We start from the raw sequence: 22,843 nt of genomic DNA, 5'->3' as shown, positions 1-22,843 counted from the left end.
CGTGTCCGTCCGTGAACTGGTGGTCCTCGGCACCGCGAGCCAGGTCCCGACCCGGCACCGCAACCACAACGGCTATCTGCTGCGGTGGGACGGCGAGGGCCTCCTGTTCGACCCCGGCGAGGGCACACAGCGCCAGATGCTGCGCGCCGGGGTCGCGGCGCACGACCTGAACCGGATCTGCGTCACGCACTTCCACGGCGACCACTCCCTCGGCCTGGCCGGCGTCATCCAGCGCATCAACCTCGACCAGGTCCCGCACCGGGTCACCGCCCACTACCCGCGCTCCGGGCAGCGCTTCTTCGACCGGCTGCGGTACGCCACCGCCTACCGCGAGACCGTCGCCCTGACCGAGGCGCCCGTGGACGCGGACGGCGTCCTCGCGACGACACCGGCGTACACGCTCGAGGCCCGCCGGCTCTCGCACCCCGTCGAGTCCTACGGCTACCGGCTCGTCGAGCCCGACGCGCGCCGCATGCTGCCCGACCGGCTGGCCGCGCACGGCATCAAGGGCCCGGACGTCGGCCGCCTCCAGCGCGAGGGCGTGCTCGGCGGCGTCCGCGTCGAGGACGTCAGCGAGACGCGGCGCGGACAGCGGTTCGCGTTCGTCATGGACACCCGGCTGTGCGACGGCGTGCACGCCCTGGCCGAGGGGTGCGACCTGCTCGTCATCGAGTCGACGTTCCTCGACGAGGACGCCGGCCTCGCCGCCGAGCACGGCCATCTGACCGCGGGGCAAGCGGCCCGGGTGGCGCGGGACGCGGGAGTGCGCCACCTCGTGCTCACCCATTTCAGCCAGCGCTACACCGAGCCCGACCAATTCGAACGCCAGGCCCGCGAGGCCGGGTTCGAGGGCGAGCTGACCGTGGCGCGCGACCTGCTGCGTGTCCCGCTCCCGAAGCGCAGATGAAGCACCCGTACGATGCTTCGATGCCCCTCCCCAAAGCAGAGCTGCACCTTCACATCGAAGGAACCCTGGAGCCCGAGCTGGCCTTCGAGCTGGCCGCCCGCAACGGCGTCGACCTGCCCTGGGCGGACACCGGCGAGCTGCGCGAGGCGTACCGGTTCCAGGACCTCCAGTCCTTCCTGAACCTGTACTACGAGCTCATGACCGTCCTGCGCACCGAGCGGGACTTCGCCGACCTCGCGGACGCCTACCTGGCCCGCGCCGCGGCCCAGGGCGTGCGGCACGCGGAGATCTTCTTCGACCCGCAGGCGCACCTGACCCGGGGCGTGGAGATGGGCACCGTCGTCGAGGGGCTGTGGCGGGCGCTGGGCACCGGCGAGGCGGCGCACGGCGTGTCGACCCGGCTCATCATGTGCTTCCTGCGCGACGAGACGGCCGAGTCGGCCATGGAGACCCTGGAGGCCGCCCGCCCCCACCTCGACCGGATCACCGGCGTGGGCCTGGACTCCGCCGAGGTCGGGCACCCGCCGGCGAAGTTCCGCGAGGTGTACCGGGCCGCCGCCGAACTGGGGCTGCGGCGCGTCGCGCACGCCGGTGAGGAGGGACCGCCGGAGTACATCACCGAGGCGCTGGACGTGCTCGGCGTGGAGCGCGTCGACCACGGCCTGCGCTGCCTGGAGGACCCGGCGCTGGTCGAGCGGCTGGTGCGCGAGCGCGTCCCGCTCACCCTGTGCCCGCTCTCCAACGTCCGCCTGCGCACCGTGGACACCCTCGCCGACCACCCCCTGCCTGCCATGCTCGACGCCGGCCTGCTGTGCACGGTCAACTCCGACGACCCGGCCTACTTCGGCGGCTACGCCGGCGACAACTTCGACGCCGTCCGCACGGTCCTGGGCCTGCCGGAGGACCGGCTGCGTGAACTGGCCCGCAACTCCTTCCTCGCGTCCTTCCTGGACGACGACGAGGAGCGCCGGGCACGGTACCTGGCCGAGGTGGAGGCGTACGAGTTCTAGGTTCCGGCCCCCTCGGGGCTCAGCGCCACCGCACGGTTCCGCCGCCCGCCGGGACCGTCGTCTCGATCCCCGTCCCGGTACGCCGACGGCGTCCGGCCCCGCGCGCCGCCCTCACCGCCGGTCCTGTGGTGCACACTGTCCTGATCCGCACCATGCCAGGGAGTGCACCGTGACCGCGACCGACGGAAAGGGACCCTCGCCCTTCACCCGGGTGACGCAGAGCTGGGCCCATCTCGATCCCCTTGCCGCCCTGCGTACCCCGGACGACCCGCCCTGGGACGTGTACCTGACGGGCACCGTCTTCCTCGACATCATCTTCACCGGGCTCGACTCCGCACCGGTGCGCGGCACGGAGTCCTGGGCGCGCGGGATGGGCTCCAGCCCCGGCGGCGTCGCCAACATGGCCACGGCGCTGGCCCGCCTCGGCCTGCGCACCTCCCTGGCGGCTGCCTTCGGTGACGATCACTATGGCGAGTACTGCTGGGACGTCCTGCAACAGGGCGAGGGCATCGACCTGTCCACCTCCCGCACCGTGCCCGGCTGGCACTCCCCGGTCACCGTCTCGATGGCCTACGAGGGCGAACGCACGATGGTCTCCCACGGCCACGAACCGCCGCCGGAGGAACCCGCCCCCGACTGCCCGCCCCGCGCCCGTGCCGCCGTCGCCTCCCTCACCCCGGGCCGGAGCGCCCCCTGGATCGCGCAGGCCGCGCGCACCGGCACCCGCGTCTTCGGTGACGTCGGCTGGGACGACACCGGCGCCTGGGACCTGGCCGGCCTGACCGACCTCCGGCACTGCGAGGCGTTCCTGCCGAACGCGGAGGAGGCCATGCGCTACACCGGCACCGGCTGCCCGCGCGCCGCCGCGCACGCCCTCACCGAGTACGTGCCGGTCGCCGTCGTCACCCTCGGCGCGGAGGGCGCGTACGCGGTGGACCGGCGCACCGGCGAGAGCGCCGAGGTGCCCGCCATCGCCGTGGAGGCCCTCGACCCCACCGGCGCGGGGGACGTCTTCGTGGCCGGCTTCGTCACCGGCTCACTGGCGGGCTGGCCGCTGGCCGACCGGCTCGCCTTCGCCGGCCTGACCGCCGCCCTGTCGGTCCAGGATTTCGGCGGCTCCCTGTCGGCCCCCGGCTGGTCGGAGATCGGCGCCTGGTGGCGCAGGGTCCAGTCGGTCGACGGCCAGGACCCGGCGGCCCTGCACCGGTACGCCTTCCTGGAACGTCTCCTGCCGGCGGCGGCGAGGCCGTGGCCACTGCAACGGGCGGTACCGACGATCGGTTTCGGCCGCTCGGGCTGACCGATGAGGGCGAGGCGCCGTGGGGGTGTCGTCCGCCCGGACGGGGGCGCGGCGTGTTGCCAGGGCGCCGCCCGCCCGGGTGAGGGCCGGGCGGGTCGTGGGGTTGCCGCCCGCCGGGGTGAGGGCCGGGCGGGTCGTGGGTTGTCGTCCGCCGGGGTGAGGGCCGGGCGGGTCGTGGGTTGTCGTCCGCCCGGGCGGGGGCGCGGGCTCAGCCGGCCGTGACCGTCGCCCGCAGGGTGCCGTCCGGGGCGGCGACCAGCACGGGCGTCGCCGCGCCGCCCAGATCGCGGACGGCGGCGAGGTCCCCGGCCGACGCGGTCTCCGCCTCCGTCACCACGGCCGCCGCCTCCAGGGACTTCGCCCCGGACGCCACCGCCATCGCCACCGCCGTCTGCAGCGCGCTCAGCTTCAGCGACGCCAGCTCCACCGTCCCGGCGACATAGGTACGGCCGGTCTCGTCCCGTACGGCCGCCCCCTCGGGCACGCCGTTGCGGGCCCGTGCGGAACGGGCCAGGGTGACGATCTTGCGGTCCTCGGGGTCAAGTGCGTTGCTGTCGGTCATGCCCCGAGCATACGAACACCTCGGCCGGTGATCAGCCCACGGGGTGGCCGTCGGCCCGCGCCGCCGCCGCTCAGGGGCGGTCGAGGCGGAGCCGCTCCGCGCGCGGCAGCCCCGCCACCACCAGGTCGTAGGAGTCCTCCACGAGCTCCCGGACCAGGCGGTCGGGGAGCCCGCCGTCGGCCGTGACCGTGTTCCAGTGGCGCTTGTTCATGTGGTAGCCGGGCACGATCAGGCCCTCGTGCTCGGCGCGCAGCCGGACCGCGTCCTCCGGATCGCACTTCAGGTTCACCGTCAGCGGCCGCGCGTCCAGGGTCGACAGCGCGAACATCTTGCCCAGCACCTTGAAGACCGACGTGTCCGGGCCGAACGGGAAGTCCTCCACGGCGGCGTTGAAGGACAGGCACAGGGTGCGCAGCTGCCGCGGGGTCACTCCGGCGTCCCCTCCGCGCCCGGCCCGGCCGGAGCCACCGGCTCCACCAGCACCGTCACGATCTTGTTCCGGCGTCCGGCCGCCGCCTCCGCGGTCAGCCGCAGCTCCCGGCCGTCCGGCAGCTCGACCACGCTCGACGCGCCCGCGATCGGCACCCGGCCCAGCGCCTTGGCGAGCAGACCGCCGACCGTCTCCACGTCCTCGTCGTCGTACTCGTCGAGGCCGTACAGCTCGCCGAGGTCGGTGATGTCGAGGCGGGCGGTGACCCGGTAACGGTCGTCGCCGAGGTCCTCCACCGGCGGCAGCTCACGGTCGTACTCGTCGGTGATCTCGCCGACGATCTCCTCCAGGATGTCCTCGATGGTGACGATGCCCGCCGTGCCGCCGTACTCGTCGACGACGACGGCGACGTGGTTGCGCTCCTTCTGCATCTCCCGCAGCAGATCGCCCGCGTTCTTGGTGTCGGGCACGAAGAACGCCGGCCGCATGGCCGTGGACACCAGCTCGTTCTCGGCGTCGCGGCTGATGTGCGTCTTGCGGGCCAGGTCCTTCAGGTACACGATCCCGACGATGTCGTCCTCGCTCTCGCCGGTGACCGGTATGCGCGAGAAACCGGAGCGCAGCGCCAGGCTCAGCGCCTGGCGGATCGTCTTGTACCGCTCGATCACCACCAGGTCGGTGCGCGGGACCATGACCTCCCGCACGAGCGTGTCGCCGAGTTCGAAGACCGAGTGCACCATCCGGCGCTCCTCGTCCTCGATCAGGGACTCCTTCTCGGCCAGGTCCACCAGCGCCCGCAGCTCCGCCTCGGAGGCGAAGGGGCCGCGGCGGAAGCCCTTGCCGGGGGTGAGCGCGTTGCCGATGAGGATCAGCAGCGACGGGACAGGGCCCATGATCCGGGCCAGCGGCACCAGCACGTACGCCGCCGCCGTCGCCGTGTTCAGCGGGTGCTGGCGGCCGATGGTGCGCGGGGAGACGCCGACGGCGACGTACGACACCAGGACCATCACGCCGATCGCGGCCAGCAGGGCACTGGTCGTGCCCCGTATCTCCTGGAGGCAGACGTACGTCACGAGGGCGGCCGCCGCCATCTCGCAGGCGACGCGGACCAGCAGGGCCACGTTGAGGTAGCGGGTGGGGTCGGCGGCGACCTGCGCCAGCTTGGCGCTGCCCCGCCGGCCCGAGCGCACGGCCTCCTCGGCGCGGAAACTGGACACGCGGGCCAGACCCGCCTCCGCGCAGGCGGCCAGCCACGCGACGACGACCAGCGCGATCGCGCCCGCGACGATCTGCGGGCTCATGACACGGTCGGGGCCGGGGAGGGGCCGGTCAGGCCCCTCTCCGCGCGCCAGCCGTCCACGATGGCGGCCTGCAGGCCGAACATCTCGGCCTTCTCGTCCGGCTCCTCGTGGTCGTACCCGAGGAGGTGCAGCACGCCGTGGACGGTGAGCAGGTGCAGTTCCTCGTCCATGGAGTGCTGCGTGGGCGCCTCGGCGCCCTGCTTGGCGGCGACCTCGGGACACAGCACGATGTCGCCGAGCAGGCCCTGCGGGGGCTCGTCGTCGTCCTTCGACGGCGGACGCAGCTCGTCCATCGGGAAGGACATGACGTCCGTCGGCCCCGGCAGGTCCATCCACTGCATGTGCAGCTGCTCCATGGCGTCGGCGTCCACGACGATCACCGAGAGCTCGGAGAGCGGGTGGATGCGCATCCGCGCGAGTGCGTAGCGGGCGATGTCGAGGATCGCCTGCTCGTCGACCTCGGTTCCGGACTCGTTGTTGACGTCGATCGACATGGTGCTGCTCGGTCTACTTCCCCTTGTGCCCGGACTGCCTGCCCCGGCCGCCCTTCTGGGTGCCGTTCTCGGTGCCGTGCTTGCTGTCGTACTTCTCGTAGGCGTCGACGATACGGCCCACCAGCTTGTGCCGTACGACGTCGTGCGACGTCAGCCGGGAGAAGTGGACGTCCTCGACGCCCTCCAGGATCTCCTGCACCTGACGCAGACCCGACTTGGTGCCGTTCGGGAGGTCGACCTGCGTCACGTCACCCGTGATCACGATCTTCGAGTCGAAGCCGAGCCGGGTGAGGAACATCTTCATCTGCTCGGGGGAGGTGTTCTGGGCCTCGTCCAGAATGATGAAAGCGTCATTCAGGGTCCGACCACGCATATAAGCCAGCGGGGCCACCTCGATCGTGCCCGCCGCCATCAGCCGGGGGATCGAGTCCGGGTCCAGCATGTCGTGCAGCGCGTCGTACAGCGGGCGCAGGTAGGGGTCGATCTTCTCGTAGAGGGTGCCGGGCAGGAAGCCCAGGCGTTCGCCCGCCTCGACCGCGGGCCGGGTCAGGATGATGCGGTTGACCTGCTTGGACTGCAGGGCCTGCACCGCCTTGGCCATGGCGAGGTAGGTCTTGCCGGTGCCGGCGGGGCCGATGCCGAAGACGATCGTGTGCTTGTCGATCGCGTCGACGTACCGCTTCTGGTTGAGGGTCTTGGGGCGGATCGTGCGGCCGCGGGAGGACAGGATGTTCTGCGTCAGTACCTCGGCCGGGGTCTCGTGGCCGTCGCTCGTCCCGTTCTCGCTCGCCTTCAGCATGGCGATCGAGCGTTCCACTGCGTCCTCCGTCATCGGCTGCCCGGTGCGGAGCACCAGCATCATCTCGTCGAACACGCGTGAGACGAGGGCGACCTCCACCGGATCCCCGACCACGCTGATCTCATTGCCCCGGACGTGGATGTCGGCCGCCGGGAAGGCTTTCTCGATCACGCGCAGAAGGACGTCGCCGGATCCCAGGACCGTCACCATGGGGTGCTGGGCGGGGACGGTGAACTGTGCTCGTGCCTGTTCCTGCGCGGAGGTGTGAGCTGTGGGTGTCTCAGTCATGGGCCGGCTCTGTAGGCCTGCGATTCCTCCTCGTCACGGCCGCCTGGCTGAGGGCGGCCTCGCGATTCCAAGGGTACGACGCGCTACTGACAACGCCGTAGGGCTTTTCGGCACCGGAACGGCGACGGGGAGCCGCCGCGTGCCGTGCGCGGTGTGCCGGTTCCCCGTCCGGGCCGAAGTGGTCCGGAATCCGCCCTTGCCGTCCCCGGCCCCGGGCGCATCAATGGGGACGACAGTTCCGGCGGGCCGTCAGGTCCGCCCCGGCGGTCACCCCCGCGGTCACCGCCGACGGCCACCGCCCGCGCAGCGTCCCGCACCACGCTCGCCGACGGCCCGGCCGGATTCCTCCCGTCCATCCCCATGGCATTCCCAGACTCGGGAAGGGAACCGGATCCCATGAGAGCCAAACGAATCGGAACAGGTGCGGCACTGACGGCGGGGGCCCTCGCGGTCGCCGGGCTGGCGTTCGCGCCCGGCGCGATGGCGGTCACCCCGGGGTCGGCCACCATCACCGCCGACTGCGGCACCTTCGGCGGCGGCGCCGCCACCCTCACGGCCACCCAGAGCGGCACCTCGGCCACCCTCACCCTCTCGTCCACGGCGATCACCACCCCGCTCGCGCTGTCGGCGAACTCGATCAAGTCCACGCTCACCATGACCAAGGCGGGCGGCGGCACGTCCGTCTTCAGCGGGACCGTGAACCCGGCCATGGCCGCCGGTTCCGCGGTCACCGTCGGTCCGCTCCCCGGCACCGTGGCCGCGGGCGACAGCCTCGACATGTACGGCGGCTCGCTGAAGATGGTGATCTTCGGCATCACCGTCACCTGCACGGCGACCGCCAACCAGTCGCCCGGCCCGTTCGTGTTCGACTGACGTCCGGCCGGTCTCCGGCTGACGTCCGGCCGGTCTCCGGATGATCCCCCGGCCCCGCACCGGCCTCCCGATGCGGCAGGAGAACGCGAGACGCCGATGCGTCGTCCGACGACGCGTCCGACGATGTGTCTGACAGCTCGTCAGTTTTCCTGCCGCATCTCCATTGACTTCTCATCTCGTCTCCACATCAATGGCCCCCTGCCCGGGTGCAGACGAGCCGCTGCGCCCGCATCCCTTCAGGAGGGGGCAAGGATGGGTTCCAAGGGTCGAAGCCCCTGGAGGTCCAGGGGATCCCGAAGACGGCGTCTGGTCCCGCTGCTCGGCGCGGCCGCTCTCGCGATCACCGCGAACGGCGCGCTGGCCTGCCCGGCCGGCGCGGCCGGCAGCGACGTGGACTACGCGACGCACTGCATCCCGCCGGCGATCGCGGGACTTCCGCCGATCGACGGCACCACCACCGCGAACGTCTCGGTGGACAAGGAGAACGCCAAGGTGGGCGACACGGTCACGGTGACCTACACGGTGGTGAAGCCCGCCGCCGGCAACCCCACCGAACTGGCCCTGCCGGCCGACATCATGACGCCCACCGGCAAGGTGACCCTCGGCGGCGCCCAGAGCGGCGACGTCACGGTCACCGGCCCCAAGAAGAACGACCCGGTGCCGGGCAAGGGGGCCTTCCCCTCCTTCTCGATGACCGGGACGTTCACCGTGACCCACGCGGGCACGATCACGCTCTCGCCCGGTGACTACAACATCCACACCAGCTACATCATGGAGCTGGACACCCCGTGCACGGTGACGAACCCGCCGGCGCCGGTCTCCGAGAGCGTCACCGCGACCGACGCGACACAGCCCAACACCCGTGCCATCAGCCTGGGTTCGGCATCCGGCAAGCCCGGTGACAGCGTGACCGTCACCGGCAGCGACTTCACGCCGGGCGCCACCGTCACCCTCGCCGGGCGGTCCGGGGCGGCCGGGACCGCGGACAAGGCGACGGTGACCGCCGGCTCCACGGGCACCTTCAGCGGTTCGCTCACCGTCAACGACAGGACCACGACGGGGATCGTGGCGTACGAGGGCAGCGCGTGGAGCGACGACAAGGGCGCGGGACCCGCCGCGTACACGGTCGTCGACGACACTCCGGTGCCCGCCGGGAGCCAGAAGCTGACCACCACCGTGAAGGCGGGGACGCTGTCCATGTCCCAGGCCGGGGACGCCGTGTCCCTCTCGGCGGTCGACTTCGGCCGGGGCGGGGCCTCCACCGGGAACCTGCGGACGGTGACCGTCGAGGACTTCCGCGGCGGACCCGCGGGCTGGTCCCTGACCGGCAAGGTCACCGACTTCACCGGGCCCGGCGCCGCCAGGATCGACGCCGGGAAGCTGAGCTGGACACCCGCCTGCGCCACCAAGGCGGGCAGCCCGAGCACCTGCCAGGCCGGCTCCGCGGGCACGGTGGGCGGTTCGGGGGCGACCCTGGCCTCCGCTCCCGACTCCACGCTGACCGGCGGCGAGTTCACTGCGGACGCCCGGCTCTCCCTGGACGTACCGGCGTTCACGCCTCCGGGTTCGTACTCCGGCGTGCTCACGCTCACGCTCACCTGACCGTACGCACCGTCCGAGCACCGTCGTGTCAGGCGGCCGGGCGGCCGCTCCGCCGGCCCGCACCCGCCCGTCCGCCCCGGCACCGCCGCACCACAGCACAGCCGCAGCGCCGCACCACAGCACCGCCGCACCCGTCGCGACGTCCCTGGGAGGTCCGCACCCATGCGCAAGCCGTACGACCGCCTCCCGTTGCTCCTGCCGCTGCTGTCCCTGCTGCTGGGCGTGGTGCTGCTGCCGGTGACGGCCGCCGTCCCCGCCCGCGCCGCGGACAACGGGAGCTGGTCGGTCCACCCCGCCGCCTCCGCCGTCGCCGCGCGGCCCTACTTCTATCTCTCCGCCGACCCCGGACAGACCCTCCAGGACGAGGTCGTCGTCGCCAACAGGACGGGCCGGCCGCTGACCTTCCGGCTCTACGCCGCCGACGCCTACAACACCGCCCGCGACGGCGGGTTCGCGGTGCGCACGGTGAAGGAGCGGATGCGGGGCGTGGGCGCGTGGGCGCGGCCCGCGAAGTCCCGGGTGACGGTCCCCGGGCACCGGTCCGTCACCGTGCCGTTCACGCTGCGGGTGCCCGAGGGCGCCGAACCGGGCGACCACCCCGGGGCGATCGTCGCGCTGGACGAGCGGGTGGAGAAGGGCCGCGGCTCCCTGGCGCTCGGGGTGCGGCGGGCCGTCGGCGCCCGCGTCTACCTCAGGGTGGGCGGCCCCGTGCTACCCGCGATCGCCGTGGAGAACGTGCGCGTCAGCCACCACCAGCCGATCGTGCCCGGCCTCGGCGACAGCACCGCGACGATCTCCTACACCCTGCACAACACCGGCAACGTCACCCTCCGCCCCGAGGTGGAGCTGAAGGCGCGCGGCCTGTTCGGCCGGACGCTGCTGACGCGGAAGGTGACCCGGGTCCCCACCGAACTGCTGCCGGGCCGGCGGGTCCGGCTCACCGAGCCCTGGCGCGGGGCGCCGCAGATGGACCGGGGCGACGTCACGCTGACGGCGCGCGCGCACGGCACGCGGGAGTCGGGCGGCGCGTCGTTCCTGGCGCTGCCGTGGCTGGTGGTGGCGCTGGCGTTCGCCGCGGCGGTGGCGGGCGGCGCGCTGCTGGCGCGGGCCCGCCGGGGCGGCAGCCCGTCCCGGCCGGTGCTCCGGCGGCTCGCCGCGCCGCTCAGAGGGCGTCGGGGCCGCGCTCGCCCGTCCGCACCCGCACGACCGTCTCCACCGGCACCGCCCACACCTTCCCGTCCCCGATCTTCCCCGTCTGCGCGGCCTTGACGACCGCCTCGATCACCGCCTCGGACTCCGCGTCCTCGACGACGACCTCGATGCGGACCTTGGGGACCAGGTCGACCTGGTACTCGGCGCCGCGGTAGACCTCGGTGTGGCCGCGCTGACGGCCGTACCCGCTGGCCTCGGTCACGGTCAGCCCGTGCACGCCGAGCTCCTGCAGAGCGGTCTTCACCTCGGCGAGGCGGTACGGCTTGACGACCGCGGTGATCAGCTTCATGGCTGGTGCTTGACCTTCTGGGCGGAGGACAGGAGGGACGGGCCGACCGGGGCGCCGTGCCCCAGGACGCCGTGATCGTATGCCGTCTCCGCGTGCACCGTAAGGTCCAGGCCGGCGTGCTCCTGCTCCTCGCTCGCGCGGAAGCCGGTGGTGACGTCGATCAGCTTGCCGAGGCCGTAGGTGACGCCGAAGGCGTACGCCGCGACGACCGCCACGGCCACCAGCTGCCTGCCGAGCTGGGCGAGCCCGCCGCCGTAGAACAGGCCCTCGGCCTGACCGGTCATCGCCTTCTCGGCGAAGACGCCGATGAGCAGGGTGCCGACGACACCGCCGACCAGATGGACGCCGACGACGTCGAGGGAGTCGTCGTAGTTCAGCTTGAACTTCCAGCTCACCGCGTACGAGCAGACGGCGCCGGCGGCCAGGCCCACGACCAGCGCGCCGAGCAGCGAGACGGACCCGCAGGACGGCGTGACGGCGACCAGGCCGGCGACCGCGCCGGACGCCGCGCCCAGCGTCGTCGGGTGGCCGTCGCGCTTCTGCTCGACGAAGAGCCAGCCGAGCAGGCCGGTGCAGCCGGCGGCGAGGGTGTTGAGGAAGGCGGCGGCCGCGAGGCCGTCGGCGCCGAGGGCCGAGCCGGCGTTGAACCCGAACCAGCCGAACCACAGCAGGCCCGCGCCCAGCATGACCATGGGCAGGTTGTGCGGGCGCATGGCGTCCTTCTTGAAGCCCAGCCGCGGACCGAGGACCAGGCACAGGGCGAGCCCGGAGGCGCCGGAGGTGATCTCGACCGGCAGGCCGCCCGCGAAGTCGAGCGCGCCGAGCTCGTGCACGATCCAGCCACCGGGGCCCCACACCCAGTGGGCGACCGGAACGTATACCAGCAGCGTCCAGACGGGCACGAACACCAGCCACGCCCCGAACTTCGCCCGGTCCGCGATCGCGCCGCTGACCAGCGCTGCCGTGACGATCGCGAAGGTGAGCTGGAAGGCGGCGAAGAGCAGGGTCGGCACGCTGCCCCGCACGCTGTCCGGTCCCAGGTCCGCCATCCCGGCGTGCCGCAGTCCGCCGATCAGTCCGCCGCCGGCGTCGTCGCCGAAGGCGAGGGAGTATCCGGCGAGCAGCCACACCACCGTGACGAGGGCGATCGACACGAAGCTCATCATCAGCATGTTCAGGACGCTCTTCGTGCGGACCATGCCGCCGTAGAAGAGAGCCAGGCCCGGGGTCATCAGCAGCACGAGGGCGGTGGCGGCGAGCAGCCAGGCGGTGTCGCCGGTGTCTGCGTGCGCGGCGGCGAGGGTCACGGTCGTCTCCAACGGTGCGGGGGCTCGTCCGAGGGTCACCGCCGTGCGTTTCCGGATGTGTACGGATGTGTTTCCGCGGCGTTTCGTTGCGTCGGGGTTTCGCGGACCTCACGGTGACGGGGCCGGGCGGGCGGCGGTGCGGCGGGGCGTTGTGGATCAGGGAGAATGGGCCGCATGAGCGTTCGCAGCCAGTCATCCGAGCCGTCGGAAATGCCGGAGGCCGTCCACCGGGCCGGCTTCGCCTGTTTCGTCGGCCGCCCCAACGCGGGCAAGTCCACCCTCACGAACGCTCTGGTCGGGCAGAAGGTGGCGATCACCTCGAACCGGCCGCAGACGACGCGGCACACGGTGCGCGGGATCGTGCACCGGGAGGACGCCCAGCTGATCCTCGTCGACACCCCCGGCCTGCACAAGCCGCGGACGCTGCTGGGCGAGCGGCTGAACGACGTGGTGCGCACCACCTGGGCCGAGGTGGACGTGATCGGCTTCTGCCTGCCGGCCGACCAGAAGATCGGTCCCGGCGACCGGTTCATCGCCAAGGAACTGGCCGGCATCCGCAAGACGCCCAAGGTCGCGATCGTCACCAAGACCGACCTGGTCGACTCCAAGGCCCTCGCCGAGCAGCTGATCGCGATCGACCAGCTCGGCAAGGAGCTGGGGTTCGAGTGGGCGGAGATCGTGCCGGTGTCGGCGGTCGGGGACAAGCAGGTGAGCCTGCTGGCGGACCTGCTGATCCCGCTGCTGCCGGAGGGCCCGGCGCTCTATCCGGAGGGCGACCTCACCGACGAGCCCGAGCAGGTGATGGTGGCCGAGCTGATCCGCGAGGCGGCCCTGGAGGGCGTCCGTGACGAGCTGCCGCACTCCATCGCGGTGGTCGTGGAGGAGATGCTGCCCCGCGAGGACCGCCCCGCCGACCGGCCCCTGCTCGACATCCACGCCAACCTTTTCATCGAACGCCCCAGCCAGAAGGGCATCGTCATCGGCCCCAAGGGCAAGCGGCTGAAGGAAGTCGGCATCAAGAGCCGCAAGCAGATCGAGGCCCTGCTCGGCACCCCGGTCTTCCTCGACCTGCACGTGAAGGTCGCCAAGGACTGGCAGCGCGACCCGAAGCAGCTGCGGCGCCTGGGCTTCTGACGCCGGGGCGGGTCTGCGTCCCGCGGGCCCGCCACCCGCACCTTCCCCGCACGAGCGCCCGCACCGTCCCCGCACGAGCACCCGCACGAGCGCCCGCACCGGCTCCGGCAGGGGGGCCCGCTGTTCAGTCCACGCCGCGGATCCGGCCCACGAGTACCGCGCCCGCCAGTCCGATCACGGCCGCCACCAGGTACAGCACCCGGTAGCCGCCCAGATACGTCACGATCGGCGCGGCGAGGGCGGGGGCGGCGACCTGGGGAAGGGCGTTGGCGACGTTGATGACGCCGAGGTCCTTGCCGCGGTCCAGCGCCTTCGGCAGTACGTCGGTCATCAGCGCGAAGTCGACCGACGTGAACACCCCGAAGCCGACCCCGAGCACCGCCGCCGCGACGATCGCGCCCGGCCAGGTCTGCCAGCCCGCCAGCGCGGCCGTCGCCACCGCCATCAGCACGCCGGACCAGACCACGAAGGGCTTGCGCCGGCCCACCCGGTCCGACCAGACCCCGCCGGCGACGACCGTGGCGAGCAGCGTCAGGCCGTTCACCGCGGTCAGGATCAGCACGCCCGCGTCGGGATCGGGGCGGTGCAGCCGGTCCCGCAGGTAGTACAGCAGGTACAGCAGCACCAGCGCGTTGCTCAGGTTGATCAGGAACCGGGTGAGCCACGCCCAGGCCAGATCGGGATGGCGGCGCGGGCTCAGCCAGAACCCGGCCAGGAACCCGCGCCAGGTCCAGGCGGGCCGGTCGGCCGGCGCCAGCCGCAGGTCGGGGTGGCGCAGGACGTACGGCGCCACGCCCACCACCGTGAACACCGCGCACGCCGCGTACCCGGCCGCGACACCCCCGGCCACGGTCGCCAGGCCCGTCCCGCCGACCACCCCGAGGACCTGCGCCGCGCCCAGCCAGCCGCCCACCGAGCCCCGTTGCCGTCCGGGCACCCGGTCCGGGACCGCGGCGGTCACCGCGGCGAAGGCGGCGTTCAGCGTCAGCTGCACCAGACACCAGCCCACCGCCATCGTCGCCACGCCGCCCGCGCCCGCGAGCAGCAGCAGCGACAGCGCACCGCCCGCCGCGCCGGCCACGATCCACGGCGTACGGCGGCCGAAGCGGGCCGTCGTCCGGTCCGACAGCGCGCCGAAGAACGGGTTGGCCACCAGGGACACCAGCGCGCCGGCTCCCGTCACCCACGCCAGCACCGTCTCCTTGGACATGCCGGAGCCGGGCGCGAAGTCCCCCGCCTGGGAGGCCAGCAGGATCTGCAGCGGGCCGTACCAGCCCACCCAGATCGCGCCGTTGGCGAGTGAGAGCGCCGCGATCCAGCCGCGGCCGACCCTCTCGACCGGTTCGGCCGGCGCCCCCGCGGGCCCGGCGGGCCGCACCGGCCGGGTCCCGGTCATCTCTGGGCCCGCAGCACGTCCCGGAACCAGGCGTAGGAGGACTTCGGCGTCCGCCGGAGTGTCGCGAAGTCGACGTGCACCATGCCGAAGCGGCGCGCGTACCCCTCCGCCCACTCGAAGTTGTCGAGCAGCGACCACACGAAGTAGCCGCGCACGTCCACCCCCGCCTCCAGCGCCCGGTGCAGCGCCCGGATGTGGCCGTCCAGATAGGCGATGCGGTCCTGGTCGTCGAGGCCCTCGTAGGAGCAGCCGTTCTCGGTGATCACGACCGGCGGCAGGCGGTCGCCGTAGCGCTCGCGGAAGCCGGTCAGCAGCTCCGTCAGCCCCTCCGGGACCACCGGCCAGCCGAAGTCGGTGACCGGGACGCCTTCGATCTCCCGCACGGAGAAGGGGAGTTCGGCCGGGATCGGGATTCCGCCGAACTCGCCGTCCGCGCCCTGCGGGGCGCCCACCCGGGTCGGCGCGTAGTAGTTGACGCCGTACCAGTCCAGCGGCTCGGAGATGACCTTCAGGTCCGACTCCAGGTCGGCCGACGGCATCAGCTCGCCGATGCCGTCCGGGTAACGGCCGAGCAGCAGCGGATCGGCGAACAGGCGGCCCAGCAGCAGGTCGTAGAAGTCGGCCGCCGCCACGTCGGCCGGCTCGGCGGACGCCGGCCAGGTCGGCCCGTGCGAGTTGGCGATCCCGATGTCCCCGACGCCGGCCGCGCGCAGCGCCCGTACCGCCAGGCCGTGGGCCAGCAGTTGGTGGTGGGCCACCGGGAGCGCGTCGAACAGCAGCCTCCTGCCCGGCGCGTGGACGCCGAGGGCGTGACCGAGCAGGGTGTGTTCGGCGGGCTCGTTGAGGGTGATCCACTTGTGCACCCGGTCGCCCAGCCGCTCGGCGACCACGCTCACGTACTCGGCGAAGCGCGACGCGGTGTCCCGTTCCAGCCAGTCCAGCGCGACCGGCAGGTCCCAGTGGAACAGGGTCGGGACCGGTCGTATGCCCGCCGCGCACAGCTCGTCGACGAGACGGTCGTAGAAGTCCAGGCCGCCGGGGGAGTTCACCCGCGGCCAGGAGACGGAGAAGCGGTACGCGTCGACGCCCAGGCCGGCCAGCAGGGCCACGTCCTCGCGGTGGCGGTGGTAGTGGTCGCAGGCGACCGCCGCGGTCGAGCCGTCCTTCACCCGCCCCGGCTCGGCCGTGAAGGCGTCCCACACGGACGGTTCGCGCTCGTCGGCCGCGCCCTCGATCTGGTGGGCCGAGGTCGACACGCCCCACAGGAAGCCTGCCGGGAACTGGGGTATCTGGTCCGTCGCCATGCGCGGATCATCGCTACCGCCGGTAACGGAAGTCAACGGGCGGGCGTGGACGACGAGTTACGCACCCTCCTTCAGCACCCGGGAGACCAGCTCGCGCTGCTCGTCGGTCAGCCGCGGGTCGGAGGCGTACACCGTCGTGCCGTCCACCGTGATCTGGTAGTTGAAGCCGTCCGGGACGCCGACCGGAGGCGTGCGCCGGCCGGCCGCGAGCGCCTGTTCGGCCAGCGACCGCCAGTCGCCCGCGTCCGGCCGCCCCGAGGTGTCCACCTCGGCGTACCGCTCGATGCCCGCGAACCCGCCGGTGCGCCTCACCTGAATACGCATGGGTCCCTGTCTAGTACGGAACTACGCGGCGCGCACCCCGACCTGCTCCCAGCTCTTCTGCACCGCCCGCAGTTCCTCGCCCTGCCCGTAGCGCTCCCCGGCCGCCTCGGCCGTGAGCGTGGCGAAGTCCGCGAACAGCGCGTCCTGCTTCAGCTTGCCGCCGGTCAGCACGTCGTACCAGATCTGTCCGGCCCGTTCCCAGGCGTGGCCGCCGAGGGCGGAGGCGACCAGGTAGAAGGCGTGGTTGGGGATGCCGGAGTTGATGTGGACGCCGCCGTTGTCGCGGCCGGTGCGCACGTAGCCGGCCATCGTCGCCGGCTGCGGGTCCTTGCCGAGGACGTCGTCGTCGTACGCGGTGCCCGGCTCCTTCATCGAGCGCAGCGCCCGGCCGGTCACGCGGGGGGCGAGCAGCCCGGCGCCGATGAGCCAGTCGGCCTCGGCGGCGGTCTGGCCCAGCGTGTACTGCTTGATCAGCGAGCCGAAGACGTCCGACAGCGACTCGTTGAGGGCGCCGGGCTGGCCGAAGTAGGTGAGGTTGGCGGTGTGCTGGGTGACGCCGTGGGTGAGTTCGTGTCCGATGACGTCGACGGGGATGGTGAAGTCGAGGAAGACCTCCCCGTCCCCGTCGCCGAACACCATCTGCTCGCCGTTCCAGAAGGCGTTGTCGTAGTCGCGGTCGAAGTGGACCGTCGCGTCGAGCGGGAGTCCGTCGCCGTCGATCGACCGGCGGCCGAACGCCCGGAGGTACATCTCGAAGGTGGCGCCGAGACCCGCGTAGGCGCGGTTGACGGTGGCGTCGGTGCCGGGCTCCTCGCCCTCGCCGCGGACCTGGTGGCCGGGCAGGTCCGTGCCGTGCCGGGCGTCGTAGATCGTGCGGTGCGGCGTGCCGGGCGCGGCCTCGGCGGGCGGGGCGACGGCCGGGGCGCCGAGGACGGTGGTCAGCCGGCGGTGGGTGCGCTGGTAGGCGTCGCGTTCCAGGGTCCTGCGGGCGGGACGCGCGAGCGCGGGGTCCTCGTGCCGGGCCAGCCGGTCGAGGACGTGCGGCGGTACGACGGTGCAGAAGACGGGCTCGAAGCCCCCGTTGGTCTTCGTCATGTGCCGCACCCTTGCACTCGGTGACCGCCCTGTCACCGGTCGCCACCATGATTGGTGAAATGTCGGGACAGTGAGCCGCACGCTCCGTGACAGAGTGGTATAGGGCACTTTTTGTCCCGGTTGTCGTACGAGTCCCGCATACTGATACGGCGCCCCGCGTCCGAAGGGGCTCGGCTAGCATGCGGAGCATCATGCGTTTCGGGCTGCTTCTTCTTAGCTGCCGCGGCGAGGGCCTGTAGTCCAGGTCGACTCCCTCCCCGCGGAGCTTCGCGTTGCGTCGTCGGCCGTCCTTCCGGACATCCTGAGGAGCCCCGCAGACATGGCGAACCGCCAGCAGCCCAGCACCATGCCGATCCACAAGTACGGCCGCTACGAGCAGGTCGACATCCCCGACCGCACCTGGCCCGACCGGCGGATCACCGTAGCCCCCCGCTGGCTCTCCACCGACCTGCGTGACGGCAACCAGGCCCTGATCGACCCGATGTCGCCCGAGCGCAAGCGCCGGATGTTCGACCAGCTGGTCAAGATGGGCTACAAGGAGATCGAGGTCGGCTTCCCCGCCTCCGGCCAGACCGACTTCGACTTCGTGCGCTCGATCATCGAGGAAGAGGGCGCGATCCCCGACGACGTCACCATCTCCGTGCTGACCCAGGCCCGCGAGGACCTGATCGAGCGGACCGTGGAGTCCCTGAAGGGCGCCAAGCACGCCACCGTCCACCTGTACAACGCCACCGCGCCGGTCTTCCGCCGCGTGGTCTTCCGCGGCTCCAAGGACGACATCAAGCAGATCGCCGTCGACGGCACCCGCCTGGTGATGGAGTACGCCGAGAAGCTGCTGGGCCCGGAGACCGACTTCGGCTACCAGTACAGCCCGGAGATCTTCACCGACACCGAGCTGGACTTCGCGCTGGAGGTCTGCGAGGCGGTCATGGACGTCTGGCAGCCCGGCCCGGGCCGCGAGATCATCCTCAACCTGCCCGCCACCGTGGAGCGTTCGACGCCGTCCACGCACGCGGACCGCTTCGAGTGGATGCACCGCAACCTGTCCCGGCGCGAGTACGTCTGCCTGTCCGTCCACCCGCACAACGACCGCGGCACCGCCGTCGCCGCCGCCGAGCTGGCCGTCATGGCCGGCGCCGACCGCGTCGAGGGCTGCCTGTTCGGCCAGGGCGAGCGCACCGGCAACGTCGACCTGGTCACCCTGGGCATGAACCTGTTCTCGCAGGGCGTCGACCCGCAGATCGACTTCTCCGACATCGACGAGATCCGTCGTACGTGGGAGTACTGCAACCAGATGGAGGTCCACCCGCGCCACCCGTACGTGGGCGACCTGGTCTACACGTCCTTCTCCGGCTCCCACCAGGACGCCATCAAGAAGGGCTTCGACGCCATGGAGGCCGATGCCAAGGCCAAGGGCGTCACCGTCGACGACATCGAGTGGGCGGTGCCCTACCTGCCCATCGACCCCAAGGACGTCGGCCGCTCCTACGAGGCCGTCATCCGCGTCAACTCGCAGTCCGGCAAGGGCGGCATCTCCTACGTCCTGAAGAACGACCACAAGCTGGACCTGCCGCGCCGGATGCAGATCGAGTTCTCGAAGATCATCCAGGCGAAGACGGACGCCGAGGGCGGCGAGATCACGCCGAAGGAGATCTGGGCGGTCTTCCAGGACGAGTACCTGCCCAACCCCGACAACCCCTGGGGCCGCATCCAGGTGCGGACCGGCCAGTCGACCACCGACACCGACGGCGTGGACACCCTCACCGTCGAGGCCACCGTCGACGGCCGGGACACCGTCCTGACCGGCTCCGGCAACGGTCCGATCTCCGCCTTCTTCGACGCCCTGCAGTCCATCGGCATCGACGTACGCCTGCTGGACTACCAGGAGCACACGATGAGCGAGGGCGCCTCCGCGCAGGCCGCCTCGTACATCGAGTGCGCGATCGACGACAAGGTGCTGTGGGGCATCGGAATCGACGCGAACACGACGCGTGCGTCGCTGAAGGCGGTCGTCTCCGCCGTCAACCGCGCGGCCCGCTGACCCCCGCTGACCGGGCATTTCGGGGCCCCGGCCGCCGCACACGGCGACCGGGGCCCCGTCGCGTGTCGGCCATCCGCCCGCGCATGTCACGGAAAGGTCTCGTCCAAGGTGCTGACTGAGCCTGCCCGATGTGGCTAACATCACGGAGGCGCGGCAGTGTTGCCGTGGGGTTACGGAGGTGCGACGTGCTGCCAGGACGGGGACGAAACGGCCGTGCCGCCAGACCTGCGCGCATCCTGGGCACCCGTACCGCGTGGACACCCGTCGCGGACGGCGAGTTCTTCTGCCCCGGCTGCGGAGGCGACCGCAACTACCAGCGCCTCACCGGCCGCCGCCGGCTCACCCTGCTCGGCGTCCCGGTCGTGCCGCGCGGCGAGACCGCGCCGGTCGTCGAGTGCGCCGCCTGCCGCCGCCACTTCGGCACCGACGTCCTCGACCACCCCACCACCGTCCGCTTCTCCGCCATGCTCCGCGACGCCGTCCACACCGTCGCCCTCGCGGTGCTGTCCGCGGGCGGCACCTCCTCCCGTACGGCCCTGGAGGCGGCGGCGGGCGCCGTCCGTGCGGCCGGCTTCCACGACTGCACCGAGGAGCAGCTGGCCGCGCTGGTCGAGGCGCTGGCCGCCGACACCGGGCGGGTGCACGGCCCGTCCTGCGGGGCCGGCCTCGCCATAGAACTGCACGAGGCCCTCGACCCGCTCGCCCCGCACCTGGCCCCCGTCGGCCGCGAGGCGGTCCTGCTCCAGGGCGCCCGCATCGCCCTCGCCGACGGCCCCTACACGCCCGCCGAACGCGATGTGCTCACCACCGTCGGCGCGGCCCTGACCATCTGCGCCGACGACGTCAGCCGCCTGCTGGAAGCGGCCCGCACGCCGTCCTGACCCGCCCCGGCACCACCCCCGGCCGGTCCTCCGGTTACTCCCGCGGGAGTAACCGCCCCCCGCGCACGCCCGCGGCAGTACCCCGCAACTCGCCCCCGGGCCCGACGAGGCCGTCCCCGGCCGCCGGGAGTCTGGATACCGGACCAGACACCCGACCGGAGGGAGGCCCGTCCATGGGGGCCGCGAGGACGCGAACGACGCGAACAGGAGGGGCGCGGCGCGCCGTGCCCTGGGCGGTGCTCGGGCTGTGGCTGGCGGCGCTGGTGCTCGCCGGACCGTTCGCCGGGAAGTTCGGCGACATCCAGCAGAACCGGCCCGTCGACTACCTCCCCGACAGCGCCGACTCCACCCAGGTGGCCCGCATCCAGGACCGGCTGCCCGGCGGACAGTCCACCGACCTGGTGCTGGTCTACCACCGCGACGGCGGGCTCACCGCCGCCGACCGGCGCACGGCCGCCCGGCAGCTCGCCGAGGTGCGGCGGACCTACGAGCTGACCGGCACCCCGAGGGGCGTGCCGTCCCGGGACGGCAGCACCCTCATGTACCCCGTCTCCAGCACCGGGCCCGGCCAGGACGACGACAGGCGCAACGCGTTCGTCGACGGCGTGCGGGACATCGCGGACGGCGCCCCGGGGCTCACCGCCGAGGTCGGCGGGCCCGGCGCCCTCAACGCCGACATGAACAAGGTGTTCGGGACCGTCGACGGCACCCTGCTGTACGCCACCCTCGGCGTCGTCACCGTGCTGCTCGTGCTGATCTACCGCAGCCCGTTCCTGTGGCTGGTGCCGCTCGCCGTCGCCGGGGTGGCGGCCGGCATGGCGATGGCCGCCGGGTACGGCCTGCACGCGCTCTTCGGCGTCACCGTCACCGGCGAGAGCGGCGGTGTGATGACGGTCCTCGTGCTCGGCGCGGGCACCGACTACGCCCTGCTGATCGTCTCCCGCTACCGCGAGGAACTCCGCCGCCACGAGCGGCCGTACGACGCGATGCGGGCCGCGCTGCGCGGCTGCGGGCCGGCCGTGCTGGCCTCCTCCGGCACCGTGGCGGCCGGGCTGCTGTGCCTGCTCGCCGCCGACCTCAACAGCAGCAGGGGACTGGGCCCGGTCGGCATGGTCGGCGTGCTCGCCGCGCTCGTCACGATGACCACGCTGCTGCCCGCGCTGCTGGTCCTGGTCGGCCGCCGCGTCTTCTGGCCGCTGGTCCCCGCCTTCGGCAGCGAGCCCAGGGCGCGGCGGTCGCTGTTCGCCGCGATGGGAACGTCGGCCACCCGCCGCCCGGCCGCGGTCCTCGCGGGCGGGGCCGCCCTCCTCGGCGCCCTCGCCCTCGGCGCGCTCGCCCTGTCCGGCACGCTCAAGCAGGAGGACTCCTTCACCGAGAAGCCCGAGTCGATCTCGGCCGGGCAGACCCTGGCCCGCGCCTTCCCCGAGCGCAGCAGCCGGCCGGTCACCGTCATCGCCCCCGCCTCCCGCGCCGACGCCGTCCTGGCCGCCTCCCGCGCGACGGACGGGGTGGCGCAGGTGACGGCCGGCCGCAGCGGCGCGGGCTGGACCGAGATCTCCGTCTACCCGACCGCCGCCCCGGAGACGGCGGGGGAGACCAGGACCATCGAGGCCCTGCGCGCCCGGCTCGACGGCACCTACGGCACCTACGTCGGCGGGCCCAGCGCCCAGCAGCTCGACCTGGCCCACAGCCAGGACCGGGACCGCGGGGTCGTCGTGCCGCTGGTGCTGGCCGCCGTGTTCGTCATCCTCGTCGGCCTGCTGCGCAGCCTCGTCGCGCCGCTGATGCTGCTGGCCGCGGTGGTCGCCGTGTGGGGCGCGGCGCTCGGCATCGGCGGGCTGGTGTTCGGGCCGCTGCTCGGCTTCCGGGGCACCGATCCCGGGCTCGGGCTGCTGTCCTTCGTCTTCCTGGTCGCCCTCGGCGTCGACTACGGCATCTTCCTGATGCACCGGATGCGGGAGGAGTCGCTGAACGGAGCCGAACCCGCCGCGGCCGCGCTGACCGCGCTGCGCACCACCGGCGGGGTCATCGCCTCCGCGGGCGTCGTCCTCGCCGCCACGTTCGCCGTGCTGACCACGCTGCCGCTGGTGGCCCTGGTCGAGCTCGGGTTCGTGATCGCGGTGGGCGTGCTGCTGGACACCTTCCTCGTGCGGACCTACCTGGTGACCACGGCGAGCGTGCTGCTCGGACGCCGGGTGTGGTGGCCGGGCCACCTGTCCCGCGCCCCGGAGCCGACGCGGCCCGCACGCCAGCCGGAACCCGTGTGACCGGCGGACCCCGGCCGACGCCCACGC

Annotated in this window: 21 protein-coding genes; 10 read left to right on the top strand and 11 right to left on the bottom strand. The window is 72.7% G+C overall.

All coding sequences use genetic code 11. The features are described from left to right. Nucleotide 1 precedes the first annotated feature (1 nt). From VKA29_RS06905 to VKA29_RS06895, 3 genes are all read left to right on the top strand, one after another. Nucleotides 2-907: a ribonuclease Z gene (locus tag VKA29_RS06905; RefSeq protein WP_324784311.1), complete on the top strand. Its 906-nt coding sequence runs from the start codon at nucleotides 2-4 to the stop codon at nucleotides 905-907. 20 nt (nucleotides 908-927) lie between these two features. Beyond that, nucleotides 928-1,917, top strand: a complete 990-nt coding sequence (locus VKA29_RS06900) for an adenosine deaminase (RefSeq protein WP_324784310.1) — start codon at nucleotides 928-930, stop codon at nucleotides 1,915-1,917. A gap of 169 nt (nucleotides 1,918-2,086) precedes the next feature. Next, nucleotides 2,087-3,217 (top strand): carbohydrate kinase family protein, encoded by a 1,131-nt coding sequence (locus VKA29_RS06895; protein WP_420718452.1) that lies wholly within the window; start codon nucleotides 2,087-2,089, stop codon nucleotides 3,215-3,217. Between the two features lie 208 nt (nucleotides 3,218-3,425). Here VKA29_RS06895 and VKA29_RS06890 read toward each other — a convergent pair whose 3' ends face one another. The 5 genes from VKA29_RS06890 to VKA29_RS06870 all read right to left on the bottom strand — a co-directional run bounded on the left by VKA29_RS06890 (nucleotide 3,426) and on the right by VKA29_RS06870 (nucleotide 7,091). Then, complete coding sequence (locus tag VKA29_RS06890) at nucleotides 3,426-3,779, bottom strand: cytidine deaminase (protein WP_324784309.1); 354 nt, start codon at nucleotides 3,777-3,779, stop codon at nucleotides 3,426-3,428. 70 nt (nucleotides 3,780-3,849) lie between these two features. Beyond that, a complete protein-coding gene (locus VKA29_RS06885; RefSeq protein WP_324784308.1) occupies nucleotides 3,850-4,209 on the bottom strand; it encodes an MmcQ/YjbR family DNA-binding protein in 360 nt (119 codons plus the stop codon). Next, nucleotides 4,206-5,510, bottom strand: a complete 1,305-nt coding sequence (locus VKA29_RS06880; RefSeq protein ID WP_324784307.1) for a hemolysin family protein — start codon at nucleotides 5,508-5,510, stop codon at nucleotides 4,206-4,208. Before VKA29_RS06880 ends, VKA29_RS06885 begins: the two co-directional genes overlap by 4 nt. Then, nucleotides 5,507-6,004 (bottom strand): rRNA maturation RNase YbeY, encoded by a 498-nt coding sequence (ybeY, locus tag VKA29_RS06875; protein WP_324784306.1) that lies wholly within the window; start codon nucleotides 6,002-6,004, stop codon nucleotides 5,507-5,509. Before ybeY ends, VKA29_RS06880 begins: the two co-directional genes overlap by 4 nt. A gap of 13 nt (nucleotides 6,005-6,017) precedes the next feature. After that, nucleotides 6,018-7,091: a PhoH family protein gene (locus tag VKA29_RS06870; RefSeq protein ID WP_324784305.1), complete on the bottom strand. Its 1,074-nt coding sequence runs from the start codon at nucleotides 7,089-7,091 to the stop codon at nucleotides 6,018-6,020. A 396-nt stretch (nucleotides 7,092-7,487) separates the two neighbouring features. Here VKA29_RS06870 and VKA29_RS06865 point away from each other — a divergent pair, with 396 nt between their 5' ends. The 3 genes from VKA29_RS06865 (at nucleotide 7,488) to VKA29_RS06855 (ending at nucleotide 10,835) form a co-directional block, all read left to right on the top strand. Further along, a complete protein-coding gene (locus tag VKA29_RS06865; protein WP_324784304.1) occupies nucleotides 7,488-7,964 on the top strand; it encodes a hypothetical protein in 477 nt (158 codons plus the stop codon). 252 nt (nucleotides 7,965-8,216) lie between these two features. Further along, nucleotides 8,217-9,566 carry a beta-xylosidase gene (locus VKA29_RS06860; RefSeq protein ID WP_324784303.1) on the top strand — a complete coding sequence of 450 codons (1,350 nt, stop codon included), beginning with the start codon at nucleotides 8,217-8,219 and terminating at the stop codon, nucleotides 9,564-9,566. Nucleotides 9,567-9,728: 162 nt separating this feature from the next. Beyond that, the gene (locus VKA29_RS06855; RefSeq protein WP_324784302.1) at nucleotides 9,729-10,835 is read left to right on the top strand and encodes a WxL protein peptidoglycan domain-containing protein; all 1,107 of its coding nucleotides are present in this window, start codon (nucleotides 9,729-9,731) and stop codon (nucleotides 10,833-10,835) included. Here the strand turns inward: VKA29_RS06855 and VKA29_RS06850 are convergent. Together VKA29_RS06850 and VKA29_RS06845 are read right to left on the bottom strand one after the other, a co-directional pair. Next, nucleotides 10,729-11,067, bottom strand: a complete 339-nt coding sequence (locus tag VKA29_RS06850) for a P-II family nitrogen regulator (RefSeq protein WP_324784301.1) — start codon at nucleotides 11,065-11,067, stop codon at nucleotides 10,729-10,731. The genes VKA29_RS06855 and VKA29_RS06850 overlap by 107 nt on opposite strands. Beyond that, nucleotides 11,064-12,374: an ammonium transporter gene (locus VKA29_RS06845; protein ID WP_324784337.1), complete on the bottom strand. Its 1,311-nt coding sequence runs from the start codon at nucleotides 12,372-12,374 to the stop codon at nucleotides 11,064-11,066. The genes VKA29_RS06850 and VKA29_RS06845 overlap by 4 nt, the downstream gene beginning before the upstream one ends. 174 nt (nucleotides 12,375-12,548) lie before the next feature. On the opposite strand from VKA29_RS06845, the gene era reads away from it, so the two are divergent. After that, nucleotides 12,549-13,508: a GTPase Era gene (era, locus tag VKA29_RS06840; protein ID WP_324784300.1), complete on the top strand. Its 960-nt coding sequence runs from the start codon at nucleotides 12,549-12,551 to the stop codon at nucleotides 13,506-13,508. Between the two features lie 124 nt (nucleotides 13,509-13,632). On the opposite strand, the gene VKA29_RS06835 is transcribed toward era, so the two are convergent. Genes VKA29_RS06835 through VKA29_RS06820 form a run of 4 tightly spaced genes read right to left on the bottom strand, consistent with a single transcriptional unit; the run spans nucleotide 13,633 to nucleotide 17,627 of the window. Beyond that, nucleotides 13,633-14,904, bottom strand: coding sequence for an MFS transporter (locus tag VKA29_RS06835; RefSeq protein ID WP_324784299.1), 1,272 nt, complete (start codon nucleotides 14,902-14,904; stop codon nucleotides 13,633-13,635). Then, a complete protein-coding gene (locus VKA29_RS06830; protein WP_324784298.1) occupies nucleotides 14,901-16,208 on the bottom strand; it encodes a GH1 family beta-glucosidase in 1,308 nt (435 codons plus the stop codon). The genes VKA29_RS06835 and VKA29_RS06830 overlap by 4 nt, the downstream gene beginning before the upstream one ends. A gap of 57 nt (nucleotides 16,209-16,265) precedes the next feature. Beyond that, nucleotides 16,266-16,532 carry a protealysin inhibitor emfourin gene (locus VKA29_RS06825; RefSeq protein WP_324784297.1) on the bottom strand — a complete coding sequence of 89 codons (267 nt, stop codon included), beginning with the start codon at nucleotides 16,530-16,532 and terminating at the stop codon, nucleotides 16,266-16,268. Between the two features lie 21 nt (nucleotides 16,533-16,553). Then, a complete protein-coding gene (locus tag VKA29_RS06820; RefSeq protein ID WP_324784296.1) occupies nucleotides 16,554-17,627 on the bottom strand; it encodes a M4 family metallopeptidase in 1,074 nt (357 codons plus the stop codon). A gap of 319 nt (nucleotides 17,628-17,946) precedes the next feature. Between VKA29_RS06820 and leuA the strand changes: the two genes are divergently transcribed. The 3 genes from leuA (at nucleotide 17,947) to VKA29_RS06805 (ending at nucleotide 22,816) form a co-directional block, all read left to right on the top strand. Then, complete coding sequence (gene leuA / locus VKA29_RS06815) at nucleotides 17,947-19,668, top strand: 2-isopropylmalate synthase (protein ID WP_324784295.1); 1,722 nt, start codon at nucleotides 17,947-17,949, stop codon at nucleotides 19,666-19,668. 185 nt (nucleotides 19,669-19,853) lie between these two features. Continuing rightward, nucleotides 19,854-20,549: a TerB family tellurite resistance protein gene (locus VKA29_RS06810; protein WP_324784294.1), complete on the top strand. Its 696-nt coding sequence runs from the start codon at nucleotides 19,854-19,856 to the stop codon at nucleotides 20,547-20,549. A 173-nt stretch (nucleotides 20,550-20,722) separates the two neighbouring features. Then, on the top strand, nucleotides 20,723-22,816 hold the full coding sequence (locus VKA29_RS06805; RefSeq protein ID WP_324784293.1) for an MMPL family transporter: 2,094 nt from the start codon (nucleotides 20,723-20,725) through the stop codon (nucleotides 22,814-22,816). Nucleotides 22,817-22,843 lie beyond the last annotated feature (27 nt).

Source organism: Streptomyces sp. H51 (genome assembly GCF_035656535.1).
Lineage (GTDB): Bacteria > Actinomycetota > Actinomycetes > Streptomycetales > Streptomycetaceae > Streptomyces.
The sequence above is the reverse complement of the archived record's forward strand: the minus strand, read 5'-3'. Positions and strand labels throughout refer to the sequence as shown.

What these genes read in the sequence shown, in the direction of transcription:
- VKA29_RS06900 (WP_324784310.1), top strand. Translation starts at nt 928, where the DNA reads ATGCCCCTCCCCAAAGCAGAGCTGCACCTTCACATCGAAGGAACCCTG.
- VKA29_RS06890 (WP_324784309.1), bottom strand. Translation starts at nt 3,779, where the DNA reads ATGACCGACAGCAACGCACTTGACCCCGAGGACCGCAAGATCGTCACC.
- VKA29_RS06880 (WP_324784307.1), bottom strand. Translation starts at nt 5,510, where the DNA reads ATGAGCCCGCAGATCGTCGCGGGCGCGATCGCGCTGGTCGTCGTCGCG.
- ybeY (WP_324784306.1), bottom strand. Translation starts at nt 6,004, where the DNA reads ATGTCGATCGACGTCAACAACGAGTCCGGAACCGAGGTCGACGAGCAG.
- VKA29_RS06870 (WP_324784305.1), bottom strand. Translation starts at nt 7,091, where the DNA reads ATGACTGAGACACCCACAGCTCACACCTCCGCGCAGGAACAGGCACGA.
- VKA29_RS06865 (WP_324784304.1), top strand. Translation starts at nt 7,488, where the DNA reads ATGAGAGCCAAACGAATCGGAACAGGTGCGGCACTGACGGCGGGGGCC.
- VKA29_RS06860 (WP_324784303.1), top strand. Translation starts at nt 8,217, where the DNA reads ATGGGTTCCAAGGGTCGAAGCCCCTGGAGGTCCAGGGGATCCCGAAGA.
- VKA29_RS06855 (WP_324784302.1), top strand. Translation starts at nt 9,729, where the DNA reads ATGCGCAAGCCGTACGACCGCCTCCCGTTGCTCCTGCCGCTGCTGTCC.
- VKA29_RS06850 (WP_324784301.1), bottom strand. Translation starts at nt 11,067, where the DNA reads ATGAAGCTGATCACCGCGGTCGTCAAGCCGTACCGCCTCGCCGAGGTG.
- era (WP_324784300.1), top strand. Translation starts at nt 12,549, where the DNA reads ATGAGCGTTCGCAGCCAGTCATCCGAGCCGTCGGAAATGCCGGAGGCC.
- VKA29_RS06835 (WP_324784299.1), bottom strand. Translation starts at nt 14,904, where the DNA reads ATGACCGGGACCCGGCCGGTGCGGCCCGCCGGGCCCGCGGGGGCGCCG.
- VKA29_RS06830 (WP_324784298.1), bottom strand. Translation starts at nt 16,208, where the DNA reads ATGGCGACGGACCAGATACCCCAGTTCCCGGCAGGCTTCCTGTGGGGC.
- VKA29_RS06825 (WP_324784297.1), bottom strand. Translation starts at nt 16,532, where the DNA reads ATGCGTATTCAGGTGAGGCGCACCGGCGGGTTCGCGGGCATCGAGCGG.
- VKA29_RS06820 (WP_324784296.1), bottom strand. Translation starts at nt 17,627, where the DNA reads ATGACGAAGACCAACGGGGGCTTCGAGCCCGTCTTCTGCACCGTCGTA.
- leuA (WP_324784295.1), top strand. Translation starts at nt 17,947, where the DNA reads ATGGCGAACCGCCAGCAGCCCAGCACCATGCCGATCCACAAGTACGGC.
- VKA29_RS06805 (WP_324784293.1), top strand. Translation starts at nt 20,723, where the DNA reads ATGGGGGCCGCGAGGACGCGAACGACGCGAACAGGAGGGGCGCGGCGC.